The following is a 13,835-nucleotide window of genomic DNA, read 5'->3' as shown; positions in this document are numbered from 1 at the left end:
GGTTTTTCGGGACTTTTCTGTTTTCCGGGCGAATGATATATATATCACAATTTCATCTGCCGAGACAATGTCGTCTTATGGTTATTTAGACAAATAGCTATGGGACGGCATTTTTTGTTAAGGCAAAGCCGTTTTTATCTATTATTTAAGTAGTTGTGTATGTGTGGAGAAAGGATTTGATTAACATGATTGATACTGGCGATACTGCCTGGGTCCTGATTAGCGCGGCCCTGGTATTCTTTATGACACCTGGCCTTGCCCTGTTCTACGGTGGCATGGTTAGAAGCAAAAACGTACTGACCACTATTATGCAGAGCATGTTCATTCTGGCCATGATTTCTGTAGAGTTTATCGTTATTGGTTACACTATGGCCTTTGGCCCTGATGTAAATGGCTTTATTGGTGATTTCAGCAAGGTCGGCCTAACCGGCATTGGCATGAAGATTCTGGAGGGTGGTACTATTCCAGAGCTGGCCTTTGTAGCCTTCCAGTGTATGTTTGCTGCATTGACTCCAGCCCTGATTACTGGTGCCTTTGCTGAGAGAATGAAGTTCAAGGCCTTTGCCATTCTCATGCTGCTGTGGGCTGTATTAATTTATAACCCGATGGCTCATTGGGTATGGGGCGGTGGCTTCCTGGCCGAGCTGGGTGCTTTGGACTTTGCTGGTGGCCTGGTTATCCATATTCTCTCTGGTGTTTCTGGTTTGACTCTTTGTATTCTACTTGGCAAGCGCAGTGGCTATGGCAGAACCGCCATGCTGCCTCATAACCTGCCAATGACTGTTCTAGGTGCTTCGATTCTGTGGTTTGGCTGGTTCGGCTTCAATGCCGGCAGTGCCCTTGGTGCTAATGCACTGGCTGCCAGTGCCTTTGTAGTATCTCAGGCTGCTGCTGCCGCTGCTACTGTTTCCTGGGTACTCATGGAGTGGAAGTTTAACGGCAAGCCAACTGTTCTGGGTGCTGTTTCCGGTTGTATTGCAGGTCTGGTAGCTATTACTCCAGCTGCTGGTTTTGTAGAGCCATTACCTGCCATTATCATTGGTCTGATAGGCGGCGGTATCTGCTACTTTGCCGTAGCCGTTCTTAAGGACAAGCTGGGCTATGATGATTCCCTTGATGCCTTTGGTATTCACGGTATAGGCGGTACCTGGGGTTCTCTGGCCACCGGTCTTTGGGCTACCACTGGTGTAAACCCAGCTGGTGCCAACGGTCTTTTCTATGGGGAAACTGATTTGTTTGTAGCTCAGGTTATTTCCACTGTTGTAGCCTATGCATTGGCTATTGTAGGTACTTTCATCCTCTTCAAGATTGTCAGCGCTATCTGTGATGTGCGTGCTGATGAGTCCGAGGAACTGGCTGGCTTGGATATCGTGGAACATGGCGAGCGTGGCTATGGCCGCTCCGTTGTAGGCGGTACTATTATGGGCAGCTTTGAGGATTCCAGCGAAATGCTGGCCAATACTGTCATGAAGGTTAATGCCAAGGGAGGCACAATATAATGAAGATGACCAAAATTGAGATTATCACCCGCTCCAACAAGCTGGATGAGCTGATGGAAGCATTAAATGATATTGGTGTGCTGGGTATGACTGTCAGCCAGGTCTTTGGCTGTGGCCTGCAGAAAGGCCATGAAGAGGTCTATCGTGGCAAAAAATATGATGTAAATCTGGTTCCAAAAATCAAATTGGAAACCGTTGTCTGCGAGATTCCTGTTGATACTGTATTGGATGCGGCCGAAAAGGCTCTCCGCACTGGCAACTACGGTGATGGCAAAATCTTCGTTACCGAGCTGACCGATGCTGTCCGCATTCGTACAGGCCAGAGAGGTCCAGAGGCTATAATGGACATTCCTGGAGAAAAGAAATAGATATCCACACAACATACACTATAGACAGAGGGATAGCTGCTAGTTGGCTATCCCTTTGTCATTGCTAAATACATACTTATTTCAACAGTTTTTATTTAATTTTACTTTAACCTATTAAAAGGTAAATATAATTATGGATTTTTGTCTTTTAATAATGTATAATACTATTTAAGTTTTTCTATAATGTTTAAGGGGTGGTTTTAATGATTTTCGGTAAGAAAATAAAGGCAGCTGCTCTCTGCGCCGCTGCTATTATGTCCTTTGGCCTGTTAGCTGGCTGCGGCTCTAACAAGGCGGCTGACAACTCTGGCGACAAGCAGTACAAGGTAGGCATTGTTCAGCTGGTAGAGCACAATGCTCTGGATGCTGCCAACAAGGGCTTTGTAGATGGTCTTAAGGAGCGTGGCTTTGAGGAGGGCAAGAATCTGATAATTGACCAGCAAAATGCTCAGGCCGACCAGTCCAATCTGCAGAATATCGGTCAGCGTTTTGTTAATGACAAGGTTGATTTGATTTATGCCATTGCTACACCTGCAGCTCAGACTGTAGCCAATCTTACCAAGGATATTCCTATTGTAGCTTCTGCTATTACTGACTATGAAGGTGCCAAGCTGATTAAAAGCAATAATGAGCCAGGCGGCAATCTGACTGGTACCAGCGATATGAATCCTATCAAGGAGCAGATTGATCTGCTGCTGAAGATTGCACCAAATGCTAAGACCATTGGCTGTATCTATACCTCCAGCGAGGCCAATTCTGAGATTCAGTTCAAAGCTATGAAGGAATATGCTGAGTCCAAGGGCCTGAAAGTTGAGTCTGCTACCATTTCCAATGTAAATGATATTCAGCAGGCTGCTCAGAGTCTGGTGGGCAAGGTTGATATTTTCTGGGAGCCAACTGACAATGTAATTGCTTCTGCAATTCCTACTTTGGTATCTGTTACCGATGCTGCCAAGAAGCCAGTTATCTGCGGTGAGCCAAATATGGTAAAGAACGGCGGTCTGGCTACCTATGGTATTGATTACTATGAGCTGGGCAAGCAGTCCGGCCATATGGCTGCTGATATTCTGGAGGGAAAATCCAAGCCTGCCAATATGCCAATTCAGTTTGCCAAGGTTCTCAAGGCTATGTTTAACAAGACTGATGCTGCTAAGTTAGGCATTACCCTTAGCGATGATCTGCTGAAGGATGCCGACGTAGTAGAGTAATATTTATAAGTAAGAAAATATTTGCTCCGGGCGCCCCTGCCGCTGATTTATTTCCCGGCAAAGCAGCCTGGAGCTGTTTTTTAGAATGGAGAATTGACTTTGGATCTGATAATTCCTACTATATCTCAGGGACTTTTGTGGTCCCTGCTGGCTATAGGTGTATACATTACCTTTAGGGTGCTTGATATTGCTGATTTGACTGTAGAGGGCAGTTTCCCTCTAGGTGCAGCTACTGCGGCTGCCTGTCTAGTAGCGGGCTGGAGTCCTATTCCTGCCATGATGGCTGCTGCCTTTGCAGGTATGCTGGGCGGTATTATTACCGGTATTCTGTGCACCAAGCTAAAAATACCTGCTCTTTTGGCGGGTATTCTGACCATGATTGCCCTGTATTCCGTCAACCTGCGGATTATGGGCAAGGCAAATATTTCTCTGTTGCAGGTTGATACCGTATTTTCTCTCTATGCCATTCCTGGCCTGGAGCTGTCCCAAATGATTTTGGTTATTGGTCTAATTGCTGTTATTATTACTGCTGTAGGCTGTTATCTTTTCTTTGGTACAGAAATCGGTGCTGCTATTCGTGCTACTGGCTGCAATCCTCATATGATTCGGGCCAACGGCGTCAATACTGATATTACTGTTATCCTGGGCCTTTTGATTTCCAATGCTTTGGTAGCCCTGTCCGGCGCTTTGGTAGCCCAGGCCAACGGCTTTGCCGATGTAGGTATGGGTGTTGGCACCATTGTTATCGGCTTGGCTTCTGTTATTATCGGCGAGGTGCTCTTTGGCACCCGCAGTTTCAAGAACTGCCTGCTGTCTGTTATTCTTGGCTCCATTGCTTATCGTGCTGTTATTGCCATTGTTTTGCAGATGGGTATGCCACCAAATGATTTGAAGCTCTTTACAGCTATTCTGGTAGCAGCCGCTTTGTCCATGCCTCTGTTCCAAGCGAAATTAAATAAGAGAAAGGCGGCGAAGGACTAATGCTGAGAATTGAAGATATTGCCAAAACATTTAACCCAGGTACTATTACCGAAAAAAAGGCTCTAAAGGGAGTTACCCTTCACTTGGAGCCAGGTGACTTCGTTACAGTTATTGGCGGTAACGGTGCTGGTAAATCTACTCTGATGAACTCCATTGCTGGTACCTTTCCAGTAGATAGAGGCAAAATTGTTATTGATGGTCAGGATATTACCAAATGGCCTGAGCACAAAAGAGCCAAATACATTGGCCGTGTATTCCAGGATCCTATGATGGGTACTGCTGCCAATATGCAGATTGAGGAGAATATGGCTATTGCTGCCCGTCGTGGCAAAACTCCTACCCTTCGCTGGAGTGCCCCTGTGGCTCAGAGAGAGTTTTTCCGGGAACAGCTAAAAACCTTGAATCTGGGCTTGGAAGATAGATTGGAATCCAAGGTAGGCCTGCTGTCTGGTGGTCAGCGTCAGGCTCTTACTTTGCTGATGGCTACTCTGGTGGAACCAAAGCTGCTGCTTTTGGATGAGCATACTGCTGCTCTTGATCCTAAGACTGCTGCCCAGGTATTATCCCTGACTACGGATATTGTCCACAAGCGCAACCTTACTACCTTGATGATTACCCATAATATGAAGGATGCCTTGGCCTGTGGCAATCGCCTGATTATGCTTCATGATGGCAAAATCCTGATTGATGTTAAGGGCGAGGAAAAGAAGCATCTTACCATCAAAGACCTTTTGGCTATGTTTGAAAAAGCTGCTGGCAGTGAGCTGAACTCTGATGCACTGCTGCTTAGCTAAGTGAAAATTTCCATAAAAATTGGCAGGTTAGAATTATCTCTAGCCTGCCAATTTTGTTTTACATATAAATATCCTTAGGGATTTCCTCTAGCTTAACTACCCGAGGGATGCTAAATTCCTTCTGCGCCTTACGGCTTGAACTCATTAAGCACCGAGGCTTAGCAAGGGTTTTCTTAGGGTACTATCATCTGCTGTTCCATTTCAGTAAATACGTCAAAATTACGAATAGTGCCAAAGCAGAAAGACGCAATGAATACACAAAATAGAAGGCACATCAATATAGCGCGAGCGTGCCTGTAAGGGTATATGCCATGCCTCAGTAAAGAGTATATGTATGCCGTTATGCAAATAAGTCTTTGGCTCTACTTTACAATTTTCCCTACATCCACCCAACTGTACAAAACAGCTAAAATAAATTTAGGCAAAGAAAAAAGCTGTAAAAACGATAGGCGACGTTTTCACAGCCTTTTTCCTCTTTTAGGTAAAAGAAGAAGTATCTATTAAAAGAGAGGGGTTTGCGACACAGGGGAATGTCGCGTAAAAGGGGTATATCGAAGTTTCATAGCGAGGGGTGTTGAGCTTCCGACTAACCGATTCTGTCTTTCGCTCTGTGCTATGTCCCTGTCGATGGTTATATAATACTACACCTTTATGAGTATGTCAAGGGTATTTTATGATTTTTTTAAAAAAATAACCAAAAGTTTACCATGTATAATTTCTTTAAAGGCAAAACATACTCATATATCATGAGAATTATCTGATATTTACTGACAATAGTATAGTTTTATGTATACAATTCCGATTTATATGGAACTTACTCCTTTCAAGCAGGACAATGAGTATAAAAACATATCCAAAACATACTCATTAAGAATATCAATATTTCACTAAAAATTTGAATATATATTATCCCCCAATATCTGCGCACAAAATAAGAGACAGAAAAAATACCCAGCTCAGGTAATTTTCCTATCTCTCATAATATGTAAAGAAAATTATACTGTATAGAATTTGCTAATTAACTCATTAAGAGCCTGCTGATCAGCAGCCCCCATAGTTTCCCTTGCAGAATGCATGGACAGCATAGCCACGCCTACATCCATAGTTCGCATAGGCACTAAAGCAGAAGCAATAGAGCCTAGAGTAGAGCCACCAGGCTGGTCAGCATGATTCACAAACATCTGACAAGGAATACCTTCCTGCTGGCAAAGAGCCTTAATTATGGCCACTGCCTGAGCATCTCCAGCATAGGACTGAGAAGCAGCTTGCTTCAAAGTTACACCGCCATTTAGTACAGGTCTGGTATAAGGATCATATTTTTCCCCATAATTCGGATGCAGAGCATGAGCCACATCCACAGACAACATAAAGCCACCGCTAACAGCCTGCCACATAGCCTCCCTGTCATAGCCAAGAGCCAAATAAATCCGCTCCAGCACCTCTAGCAGGATGCCTGAGCCGGCTCCCTGCTTGGTGCGGCTGCCGATTTCCTCATTATCAAAAAAAGCTGCCAAACGAATACCAGATAGCTCCTGAGCCTCGTCAGAGGAAGCAACAATCCCCTGTAAACAAGCCTCCACTGAGGTAATATTATCCAAGCGAGGAGCCGAAACCAGTTCTCCAGCCAAGCCCAGCTGACAGCCAGCCTCGTAGGGATAAAGATTCAGTTCATAGGCAAGAATCTCCTCTGGCTCACAGCCCAATTCTTTTGCCAGCCAATGGTCAAAGAAATTTTTATCCCCATCCTTGCCCAGCACCGCCATTAAAGGTAACATTTCCTTTTGCTTTTTGAGGGGTACTCCTTCATTTACCTTGCGGTTCATATGAATAGCCAGCTCAGGAATAGTCAAAAGAGGCTTGGCAAAATCCACCAGCCTTACCTGAGGATGAAAAGCATCCTGGCCCTTCAAGGTAATCTTCCCGGCAATGGACAGGGGCCTATCCTGCCAGCTGGCCAGAATCAATCCCCCATAGGACTCAATATTCAGCACCCCATAGCCATCCTTGATAACGCTGGCATGAGGCTTGATTCTAAGGCCCGGAAAATCTGTATGAGAGGCAGCTATCCGTAGATTATTGGCCTCTGTATAGCCATTACAGCCTATGTTAAAGGCTAAAACCGTGGAACCAAAGGCTTCCAAATAATAACTTTTCCCTGACTCCAGCTGCCATTTTTCTCCCAATTTCAAAGGCTGAAAGTCTGCCTTGCTTAGTCTTTTTCTGACTGCCTGTACTGTATGCCAAGGAGAAACAGCTTCCTGTACCAGTTCCAGCAGACTTCTAACGGAATCATACATATCATTACTCCTTTACCAGCAGCTTTTCAATCTCCATAACATACATAGTGTGGTAATCCTTATTAGGATACCATTTAGCATCACTTTCCTTATCAAAGAAACATTCAGGCTTCATTTCCTGAGCATAAAGCTTGCGGCAAACCATAGCAATTCTTGCTTCCTCAAAGTAAACCTGCCCATTCTCCTCTACCTTAGTAAGGCCACTCTTGGCAATCTTATCCTCATCACGGCCGGAAACCCTGCCAAAGTAACTCATTACCTTGTGATCTGGATCCTCCAAAACAGAAATGGTCATGCCCTGGCTATTATCCACAAATTCCTTGGTATACCGCTGAGGACGAATAAATACAAAGGCTACAGGCTTGCCCCACATAATCCCCATGCCGCCCCAGGAAGCAGTCATGGCATTGGTTTTACCATCCTTGGTGCCAGCCAGCAGCAGCCAATCCTTACCAATTACCTTGAAAACACTTTCCTCGAAATTTTCTGGTGCAATTTCCTTAAAACTCATTCTAAAACCTCCATTTTTCAACAACACGCCATTATTTTTTCACAACTCATATGTAAATTATCTACATATATATAATAGTTATCCACATTTCCACTGACTTATACACAAGAATTATGTGGATAACTAAGACAAATTTACCTTTGATGCTCAGGCTGAATCATAGTCCAATAGCAAAGCATAGCCAGCAGGAACCCACACAGCATAATTACTGCCATAGGTATACCAGTATCTGTGCCAATATAACCTGCTACAGGCATCATCAAAGCTCCCAAAAACATGGAGAAGAATCCCAACAAAGCGGAAGCACTGCCTGCATTCCGTCCCTGACCGTTGAGAGCCAGAGAAAAGCTTACGGCACCAATAATTGGAATAGGCATAACGCTAATAGCCAGGAAAAGCAGTACCAGCCAGAAATTATCTGCAAAAGCAAAGGTGCCCAATAACAGTATACTACCTAAAATTTGCATTGCAATAGAAGCAAACAACATTTTGTACTCAGGTACCTTGCGGCCTCGCAAATCACTAATTGGCCCAGCAAAAATCTGTCCTGCTGCCATACCTAAAGTAGTCATAGTCAAGGTTAGCTGAATCAAAGCCGTACTGCTGCCAAAATCAGCCTGCAGCTCAGGCAGGGAGGGCAGATACATATCTGTGGCCAGGGGAGCCATAGCCGCCAGAATACCAAGGTAGATTACCATGAGTTTTTTATACATATTATCGCACCTTTCTTACAGAAAAATAAAACCATTTGCCAGGCAGTGTTTAACATTTCTACCCACAAATGGTATTAATAGTATAGCAGAATTTTAAAAAAATTGTCAGTAAAATTTTTTTGATTTTTACCGACATTTTTCCCATTTTGACACAAATTTTTTAATAAAACAAGAATATCTACAAAATTCTATTTTTGCGGGAAAGATTCTTGTATTTTGTATATTTTTTGGGTATAATTATATATAAGTTACCCAAAACATTACAAAAAGAAGCATTTATTATGAACAGGTGAGTAAATGAAAGTTAATCGTATCCGCAAAATTGAAGAACTTCTCATGGATATGCACAGCTTGTCCATTGACTATTTATGCGAGTATTTCAATGTTTCCAAGAACACCATTCGCCGAGATATTGCTGAGATGGACAAAAATGGCAGCATTAAAAAAGTTTATGGCGGTATTGTCCTAAACGATACCAAGGAACCTGAACCTGAAAACAGGCCAGGCCATAACTGGGTTATGAATACTACTAATATTGACGAGAAAATGAAGATTGCCCAGCTGGCGGCAGATTTGGTAAATGACGAGGATGTTATCTATATTGATATTGGCACCACCACAGCATTGATGCTGCCATATATCGAAAAGAAAAAGAACGTCACTGTAGTTACCGCCAATATTAATGCCATTAACGCAGCCGTAGAAACAGAGAAGTTCAACATTATTGCCACTGGCGGCACCCTTTATCCCCCTAGCAAGGCTTTTGTTGGCCCTAGCGTAGCCCGCAGCCTTAGCATGTATAATATTTCCAAATTCTTTATGTCCACCATTGGTGTTTCCATCGAAAATGGCGCCACCAGTGCTTCCCCTTTAGATTGTGAGATTCAGTATCTTTTGGCTACCAAGCCTGGCAAGCATTATTTAATGATGGATACCTCAAAGCTGGATTCTCCATCCTTGGTTTCTTACAATGCCCTAAAGGATTTTGATTCTGTCATTATGGACAAAAAACCAACTCAAAAATATATTGACTTCTTTAATAATAACAACGTAGAACTTATTTATAATGGTGAATAACTTATCCACAGCAGTGGATAACAGCAGCTGTTTACAGAGAAAATCTCTGGGACAGCTGTTTTTTTTCGCTAATATTACCAATACTTACTCATTTGTTCACCAAAGATATTCACTACTTATTCACAGGTATCCACAGGGATATTTTTTTATCTCTGATTTTCATATCAAGATATTGTGTTATTCTATTAATATAGCTACAATATCTTGAATTATCCCCAATATTATCCACACCTGTGGATAACTTTTCCTCTATTATTCCACTTTATCCACAAATTTCCCTGTATAATATCTATTTATCCCCTGTTCTGTGTATAAATATTATTTTTTTCTTGCCTCTGGATTTTCTCTATTTCTTCAAGCAAATTTTCACAAAAGGTTGTATAATGTAGTGTAGTATGCTTGTCGATAGGGCATAGCCTGCTTTTACAAGAGCAAAGGCATAAAATAGCTGCGACAGCTTGCTTATTCTAAAAAAGTGAGATGAAATATATTGCCAAAAAAACAATATGATGAAAAACAGCCTATCTATCGTTCCCGACGGGAGCGGCATCAAAAGAAGAAAAAAAACTCCTGGCTGCCTATTGTCTTACTGCTTGGCGCCTTTGCCCTAGCAGCTGTAGCTGGAGCTCTCTTTGCTTCCTCCAGTCTATTTGATGACAAGCCTACAGAAAATAAAGCTGCCCGTATGGCCTCCCCGGATAAAACCGTGGTTATGCTAATGGGTGTAGATGAGCGGGAAGGGGATGTAGGCCGTTCCGATACCCTGATGATTGCTACACTGGATGCCAAGAAACACAAGGCTGCCATCCTTTCTGTACCTAGAGATACCCGTGTGAAAATCAAGGGACATGGCTTTGACAAAATCAATGCTACCTACGCCTACGGCGGTCACAGACTTACCCAAAGCACAATTGAGGATTTGCTTGGAGTGGAAATGGAGCATTACGTTATTATTAATGTTAATGCCTTTACCAAAATCATTGATGCCATTGGCGGTATAGATATTAACGTAGAAAAGCGTATGTATTATGAGGATCCTTGGGATGATAATGGTGGCTTGGTCATTAATCTTTATCCCGGCCAGCAGCATATGGATGGCAACACTGCCATTACCTACGTAAGATACCGAGATGAAGAGGGAGATATTGGCCGTATCACCAGACAGCAGAAATTCATGAAGGCTGTTATGGATAAGCTTACTTCACCATCGATTATTCCTCGCATTCCAGCTATTATCGGTCAGGTTGTAGATTCCATCAATACAGACCTTTCTGTAAAACAGATGATTGAATTTATGGCTGCCCTAAAGGAAGCACAAAGCAATGGCCTCCAGACAGAAATGCTGCCAGGACGTCCTATGTATATTGGTGGTGTCAGCTACTGGATTCCTGATTTGTCCAAGCTGCGGGCTACGGTAGCCAACACTCTGGATGTAAAAATCAGTCCTGATCTGCGCAGTGCTACTCAGCGGGAAATGCTGGAATATGAAAACTCCGTACCGGATGATGCCCAGGAAATTCCTATGGATGAGGCTACCATGCACAAGCTGGGACTGGATCGCTATAATGAGGATATAGACTCCGCCCAGAGCAAGGACAAAAAACATAGCAGCTCCAAAGAAAAGTACACCGAGGACAAAGAAGACCTCTCCGATCCATATCGAGATGAGGAAGATACCAGGGGCAGCAAGATTCCAGATAAGGAACCAAGGGAAAACAGTGAGCAGAATCTGCCAGAAGCTGTAGAACCAGCTCCAGCGCCTAGCATGAGCCTGCCAACAACTGGCAAAACCTCAAATTAAAACATTAACTATTCCCTTTCAGGAAAGAAGATAATTTCTTCTCCCTGAAGGGGAATTTTTTTGCAAAAAAATACACAGAGAAAATCAAGATCTTCTCTGTGTATAAACTCGATTTTTATTCAGCCTTCTGGGTAAGAATAGCCATAGAAGCTACCTTATCATCCTCAGCAGTTTTCATAATGATAACTCCCTGAGAGGCACGGCCAATAACAGAAATCTTATCCAGACCTGTGCGGATAATAATTCCATTGGTGCTGATAAGCATCAGCTCCTGACCATCACGAACTACCTTCAAGCCAATAACCTCACCGGTTTTCTCGGTAACTCTCAGGTTAATAACACCCATAGCGCCACGATGATGAGTAGTATATTCCTCTACCTTGGTACGCTTGCCATAGCCACCAGCAGTTACTGTCAGAATCTCAGAATCCCGCTTGATGGTATCCATGCCTACAACCTCATCGCCATCCCGCAGCTTGATACCCTTGACACCTCTAGCAATACGTCCCATGGAGCGTACTTCCTCCTCATCAAAGATAATGGCATAACCATTGCGAGTACCGATAACAATCTGCTTCTGGCCATCAGTCTGCTTAACACCAATCAGCTCGTCATCATCATCCAGCTTCAGAGCAATAACGCCCAGCTTGCGGGTAGTATTGAACTCGGACAGCTGAACCTTCTTGACAATACCCTTGCGAGTAGCCATAAAGAGGAATTTGGCAGGATTGTACTCCCGTACCTGCAATACAGCAGTAATCTTCTCTCCCTTGTCCAGCTTCAAAAGGTTAATCAGAGCTGTACCCCTAGCCTGGCGGCTGGCTTCAGCAATCTGATATGCCTTGAGATAGTGTACCCGGCCACGGCTGGTAAAGAACAGGATAGTATGATGGGTAGTGGTAATAAGAATATTCTCCACAAAGTCCCCTTCCTTGGTGGACATACCCAGAATACCCTGACCGCCACGGTTCTGCTTGTTATAGGTATCCAGCTTCATGCGCTTGATATAGTTGTTGTGGCTGATAGTCAGTACCACATCCTCGTCAGCAATAAGATCTTCCTCGCTCATTTCGGACATATCATAGGTAATGGTAGTGCGGCGGGCATCACCATATTTCTCCTTAACCGCAGTCAGCTCTTCCTTTATAATGGTCATAATCTTGCTTTCATCAGCCAGTACAGACTTCAGCCACTCAATTTTCTTCAGAACTTCCTGATACTCCTCCTCAATCTTTTCCCGCTCCAAACCGGTAAGACGCTGGAGACGCAAATCAAGGATAGCCTGGGCCTGTTTCTCAGACAGCTTGAAGCCATCCATCAAAGCATTGCGGGCAATATCAGCAGTCTGGGACTCACGAATAGTGGTAATTACTGCATCCAGATGATCCAGAGCAATGGTCAAACCCTCCAAAATATGAGCTCTAGCCTCTGCCTTGGACAGCTCATATCTGGTTCTTCTGGTAATAACATCCTCCTGATGCTGGATGTAATAATGCAATACCTGCTTCAAAGTCAAAATGCGTGGCTGGTTATCCACCAAGGCCAGCATAATTACGCCAAAGGTATCCTGCAGCTGAGTATGCTTGTACAGCTGATTCAGCATAATATCAGGGTTAATGTCCTTGCGCAGCTCAATAACAATGCTCATACCCTTGCGGTCAGATTCATCCCGCAGGTCAGTAATGCCCTCAATCTGCTTGTCTCTAGCCAGCTCTGCAATCTTCTCTATCAGTCTTGCCTTGTTCACCTGATAAGGCAGCTCAGTAACTACGATTCTTGGCTTGCCATTGGACATGGTTTCAATATGTGCCTTGGCCCGCATCTTAACAGAGCCACGACCAGTGGTATAAGCATCCCGAATGCCAGTGGTGCCCATAATCAAACCGCCAGTAGGGAAATCTGGTCCCTTAATAACAGTCATCAGCTCCTCTACGGAAGCATCAGGATTGTCAATAAGCATCAAAACACCATCAATAACCTCACTCATATTATGAGGAGGGATATTGGTAGCCATACCTACCGCAATACCTGATGTACCGTTAACCAGAAGCTCTGGGAACTTGGATGGCAGTACAGAAGGCTCCTTCAGGGATTCATCGTAGTTTGGTACAAAATCCACAGTGTCCTTATCAATATCCTGCAGCATCAGCTCTGCAATTTTGGCCATACGCACCTCAGTGTAACGCATAGCTGCTGGAGGATCGCCATCCACAGAACCAAAGTTGCCGTGGCCATCAGCCAGCATATAACGCATGGAGAAATCCTGAGCCATACGCACAATAGCATCATAAACAGAGCTATCACCATGAGGATGATATTTACCAAGAACTTCGCCTACGATACGGGCTGATTTCTTGTAAGGCTTGCCGGAGGTCATACCTGCCTCCTGCATAGCATATAATATTCTTCTATGAACTGGCTTCAAGCCATCACGGACATCTGGCAAAGCTCTGGAAACAATAACGCTCATGGCGTAATCAATATAGGAATTACGCATTTCCTGTTCCAGATTTACCGGTAAAATCCTACCATTACCAAATTCCACACTCTCACCTCAATCAAATAATAAACAATATTCAGCCTCTA

Annotated in this window: 11 protein-coding genes; 7 read left to right on the top strand and 4 right to left on the bottom strand. The window is 43.8% G+C overall.

What is annotated here, in order from left to right:
- Positions 1-185: 185 nt before the first annotated feature.
- The 5 genes from I6E26_RS06520 to I6E26_RS06500 all read left to right on the top strand — a co-directional run bounded on the left by I6E26_RS06520 (position 186) and on the right by I6E26_RS06500 (position 4,850).
- Positions 186-1,499, top strand: a complete 1,314-nt coding sequence (locus I6E26_RS06520) for an ammonium transporter (protein WP_268824834.1) — start codon at positions 186-188, stop codon at positions 1,497-1,499.
- Positions 1,499-1,867 (top strand): P-II family nitrogen regulator, encoded by a 369-nt coding sequence (locus I6E26_RS06515; protein ID WP_419179911.1) that lies wholly within the window; start codon positions 1,499-1,501, stop codon positions 1,865-1,867. Before I6E26_RS06520 ends, I6E26_RS06515 begins: the two co-directional genes overlap by 1 nt.
- Positions 1,868-2,070: 203 nt before the next feature.
- Positions 2,071-3,075 carry an ABC transporter substrate-binding protein gene (locus I6E26_RS06510; protein WP_235321041.1) on the top strand — a complete coding sequence of 335 codons (1,005 nt, stop codon included), beginning with the start codon at positions 2,071-2,073 and terminating at the stop codon, positions 3,073-3,075.
- 99 nt (positions 3,076-3,174) lie between these two features.
- Positions 3,175-4,056: an ABC transporter permease gene (locus I6E26_RS06505; protein WP_235321040.1), complete on the top strand. Its 882-nt coding sequence runs from the start codon at positions 3,175-3,177 to the stop codon at positions 4,054-4,056.
- A complete protein-coding gene (locus I6E26_RS06500; protein WP_235321039.1) occupies positions 4,056-4,850 on the top strand; it encodes an ABC transporter ATP-binding protein in 795 nt (264 codons plus the stop codon). Before I6E26_RS06505 ends, I6E26_RS06500 begins: the two co-directional genes overlap by 1 nt.
- Before the next feature lie 995 nt (positions 4,851-5,845).
- On the opposite strand, the gene I6E26_RS06495 is transcribed toward I6E26_RS06500, so the two are convergent.
- The 3 genes from I6E26_RS06495 to I6E26_RS06485 form a co-directional block, all read right to left on the bottom strand.
- Positions 5,846-7,147 carry a M18 family aminopeptidase gene (locus tag I6E26_RS06495; RefSeq protein ID WP_235321038.1) on the bottom strand — a complete coding sequence of 434 codons (1,302 nt, stop codon included), beginning with the start codon at positions 7,145-7,147 and terminating at the stop codon, positions 5,846-5,848.
- Positions 7,148-7,151: 4 nt separating this feature from the next.
- Complete coding sequence (locus I6E26_RS06490; protein ID WP_235321037.1) at positions 7,152-7,658, bottom strand: flavin reductase family protein; 507 nt, start codon at positions 7,656-7,658, stop codon at positions 7,152-7,154.
- Positions 7,659-7,792: 134 nt separating this feature from the next.
- Positions 7,793-8,371 carry an MFS transporter gene (locus I6E26_RS06485; RefSeq protein WP_235321036.1) on the bottom strand — a complete coding sequence of 193 codons (579 nt, stop codon included), beginning with the start codon at positions 8,369-8,371 and terminating at the stop codon, positions 7,793-7,795.
- Between the two features lie 297 nt (positions 8,372-8,668).
- On the opposite strand from I6E26_RS06485, the gene I6E26_RS06480 reads away from it, so the two are divergent.
- Together I6E26_RS06480 and I6E26_RS06475 are read left to right on the top strand one after the other, a co-directional pair.
- Positions 8,669-9,448 (top strand): DeoR/GlpR family DNA-binding transcription regulator, encoded by a 780-nt coding sequence (locus tag I6E26_RS06480; RefSeq protein WP_235321035.1) that lies wholly within the window; start codon positions 8,669-8,671, stop codon positions 9,446-9,448.
- Between the two features lie 490 nt (positions 9,449-9,938).
- Positions 9,939-11,249 (top strand): LCP family protein, encoded by a 1,311-nt coding sequence (locus tag I6E26_RS06475; RefSeq protein WP_419179910.1) that lies wholly within the window; start codon positions 9,939-9,941, stop codon positions 11,247-11,249.
- Between the two features lie 115 nt (positions 11,250-11,364).
- On the opposite strand, the gene gyrA is transcribed toward I6E26_RS06475, so the two are convergent.
- A complete protein-coding gene (gyrA, locus tag I6E26_RS06470) occupies positions 11,365-13,794 on the bottom strand; it encodes a DNA gyrase subunit A (RefSeq protein WP_328228027.1) in 2,430 nt (809 codons plus the stop codon).
- Positions 13,795-13,835 lie beyond the last annotated feature (41 nt).

The sequence above is a fragment of the Anaerovibrio lipolyticus genome (assembly GCF_021531495.1).
GTDB lineage: Bacteria > Bacillota > Negativicutes > Selenomonadales > Selenomonadaceae > Anaerovibrio.
Note: the sequence above shows the minus strand (reverse complement) of the source record. Positions and strands in the feature narration are given on the sequence as shown.

Coding starts and splice junctions, on each gene's coding strand:
- I6E26_RS06520 (WP_268824834.1), top strand. CDS start 186: ATGATTGATACTGGCGATACTGCCTGGGTCCTGATTAGCGCGGCCCTG.
- I6E26_RS06515 (WP_419179911.1), top strand. CDS start 1,499: ATGAAGATGACCAAAATTGAGATTATCACCCGCTCCAACAAGCTGGAT.
- I6E26_RS06510 (WP_235321041.1), top strand. CDS start 2,071: ATGATTTTCGGTAAGAAAATAAAGGCAGCTGCTCTCTGCGCCGCTGCT.
- I6E26_RS06500 (WP_235321039.1), top strand. CDS start 4,056: ATGCTGAGAATTGAAGATATTGCCAAAACATTTAACCCAGGTACTATT.
- I6E26_RS06495 (WP_235321038.1), bottom strand. CDS start 7,147: ATGTATGATTCCGTTAGAAGTCTGCTGGAACTGGTACAGGAAGCTGTT.
- I6E26_RS06490 (WP_235321037.1), bottom strand. CDS start 7,658: ATGAGTTTTAAGGAAATTGCACCAGAAAATTTCGAGGAAAGTGTTTTC.
- I6E26_RS06485 (WP_235321036.1), bottom strand. CDS start 8,371: ATGTATAAAAAACTCATGGTAATCTACCTTGGTATTCTGGCGGCTATG.
- I6E26_RS06480 (WP_235321035.1), top strand. CDS start 8,669: ATGAAAGTTAATCGTATCCGCAAAATTGAAGAACTTCTCATGGATATG.